Source organism: Desulfobacterales bacterium, from assembly GCA_034003325.1.
GTDB lineage: Bacteria > Desulfobacterota > Desulfobacteria > Desulfobacterales > JAFDDL01 > JAVEYW01.
Genome location: JAVEYW010000046.1, coordinates 1 through 2,531, shown reverse-complemented (window position 1 = coordinate 2,531; position 2,531 = coordinate 1). Strand labels below are relative to the sequence as shown.

Genomic DNA, 2,531 nt, shown 5'->3' with positions numbered 1-2,531 from the left:
CCCCCCTTCCGTCAACAGCTCTGGTAAAGGATGATCCGACGAAAATCCTGTAGCCGGAGGGAAAAGGATGCTGAAGGTGGATCAATACAGTTACATACGCAGCGCACATCGGATTTACGGCAAAACAATCAAGCAGATAGCAAGGGAAACGGGCCATTCTAAGAATACGATCAAACGGGTTCTAAGGGGTGAATATGCCGGGTACCGGCCACGGGTCCATCAGCCGTATCCTGCGCTTGGACCGCATTTGACCCTCATTGATAAATGGCTCAACGATGATAAGGGCCAACCTAAAAAACAGCGGCATACGGCTGTCAGGATTTATCACCGCCTTCAACAAGAGATTGGCTATGCGGGCTCGGAGGCCACCGTGAGAAGGTATGTTCGCGAAGCCAAGCTCAGAATCGGTTTGAGCGGACAACAGGTATTTATTCCCTGCCAGCCCACACTGGGCGGTGAGGCTGAAGTGGACTGGGGCACCTGTTATGCGATCCTGGATGGTGAAGCGGTAAGGCTCAAGCTTTTCTGTATGCGTTCAAAATATTCGGGCAAGCACTTTGTGCAGTGCTATTTTTGCGAGCGCCAGCAGGCGTTTTTCGATGCCCATATTCGCGCATTTGTGTTTTTCCAAGGGGTGTTTCCCGTGCTGATTTACGACAATCTTACAACGGCGGTGCAAAAAGTATATTTGGGCAAAAAGCGGGATCTTCAAGAAAGCTATAAGAAGTTTGTCGCCTATTACAATTTCGAGCCCCGCTTTTGCAACCGCAACGCCGGTCACGAAAAGGGCGGCGTAGAAGGCCTGGTCGGTTATGCTCGGCGCAATTACATGGTGCCGGTGCCGCGCGCCGCAAGCCTCGAAGCGTTAAATGAAAAACTTTTAAACGAGTGTATGGCCTATGGCGGCCACCGGATCGCCGGAAGGCAGCAAAGCGTCACTGAACTCTACGAAGGCGAGAAAAATCACTTGATCTCGTTGCCTGAAGTGCCGTTTAGCAACATCACACTGGTATCGGCCGGAATAGACAAATTTGCCACAGTGATGATCGACAAAAACCATTATTCAGTTCCAACGCGGTATGCGCATTTGCGAGCACGGGTGATCATGCACCATGACCGTGTGGAGATATTTTACGGTTCCAAAAAGATTGCCGCGCATAATCGACTATACGGCAACAACAAGTGGAGCCTTGAACCGGATCATTATCTGGAGCTGATCCAGCAGCGGCCCCAATCGTTTGATACTGCCCGGCCCATTTTGCAGTGGAGAAAAACATGGCCACAATGCCTTGAGAAGCTTCTGGAGCGGTTTTGCAGCAAGCAGGGAACCAGCAAGGGGATCAAAGATTTTATAACGGTTTTGATGTTTTACAAGCAGTTTGACGCAAAAGATATTCAAACGGCGGTACAACTGGCGCTGACCGCCGATGCAGGTTCCAGCGCTGCGATCGAGCACGTTTTAAGGCATTCATCAAAACCATGCAAACAATTTGAAAGCGTGGCCAACTGGCAACGGCTTGCCCCTGCCGATGTGTCGGTATACCAGCAGATCGGCGGTGACGTATGAATGCCGCGGTAAAAGCGCTGTTGGTCAGCAACTTAAAATCAATGAAGCTTGCCACAATGGGCAAGCATCTTGAGGAAAAGCTGCGCCAGGCCAAAGAATTAAAATTACCATACGAAGAGTTCTTGTTGAATCTGACCGAGATCGAAGTTCAGGTACGAAAAGAAAACGGTTGCCAAAAAAGAATAAAAGAATCCAATTTTCCACTATTAAAGCCGCTGGAGACTTTTAATTTTGAAGCCGCGGCGGATCTGGATGCAAGGCATATAAAAGAACTTGCCGGCGGCAGCTATATCGCCCAAAAGCGTAACATCATTTTGTTAGGCAAAAGCGGCACCGGCAAAACGCATCTGGCCACGGCACTGGCGATGGAGGCCTGCTCACAGGGCCACAGGACACGATTTGTAAGCGCATGCGGCCTTGCCAATGAGTTGATTGAGGCCAGGGATGAAAAGGTATTAGGCCGGGTCATCAAGCGATATGCAGGCTACAGTGTGCTTGTCTTGGACGAATTAGGGTATGTTCCATTTTCAAAAGAAGGATCCGAGCTGCTATTCCAAGTGCTGGCCGAGCGCCACGAGAAAAGGCCCGTGATCATAACCTCAAATATGGGATTTGGCGACTGGACACAGGTATTTGGTGATCCAAATCTCACGGCGGCCCTGTTGGATCGCATCACGCATAAAGCCCATATCATCAGCTGCAACTGGGAAAGTTATCGATTGAAAGAGACCCTGAAAAAGAAAAAATAACTTTAGCAATTGTTCTGATCTAAATGGGGGCTCTGCCCCCAAACCCCCGGGATTTAACGCCAAGGAGACCAAAGTATGTTGTTTTTAAAGGAAAAGCCGCATAACATTCATGCGGCTCCATACTTCGACCACCTGCCCAGCGCTCGGGTCGCTTCCCAGCGTTGCCCTATCCTCCAAACAGGTTTCGGGTGCATATCACAATGCCCAGTTCAAAG

Annotated in this window: 2 protein-coding genes; both read left to right on the top strand. The window is 49.8% G+C overall.

The window, feature by feature from the left end; translation table 11 throughout:
* Positions 1-67: 67 nt before the first annotated feature.
* Complete coding sequence (istA, locus tag RBT11_20615) at positions 68-1,567, top strand: IS21 family transposase (protein MDX9789185.1); 1,500 nt, start codon at positions 68-70, stop codon at positions 1,565-1,567.
* A complete protein-coding gene (gene istB / locus RBT11_20610) occupies positions 1,564-2,316 on the top strand; it encodes an IS21-like element helper ATPase IstB (GenBank protein MDX9789184.1) in 753 nt (250 codons plus the stop codon). Before istA ends, istB begins: the two co-directional genes overlap by 4 nt.
* The last annotated feature ends 215 nt before the right edge of the window (positions 2,317-2,531 follow it).

Excerpts from the sequence above, each read along its gene's own strand:
- istA (MDX9789185.1), top strand. The coding sequence starts at position 68 with ATGCTGAAGGTGGATCAATACAGTTACATACGCAGCGCACATCGGATT.
- istB (MDX9789184.1), top strand. The coding sequence starts at position 1,564 with ATGAATGCCGCGGTAAAAGCGCTGTTGGTCAGCAACTTAAAATCAATG.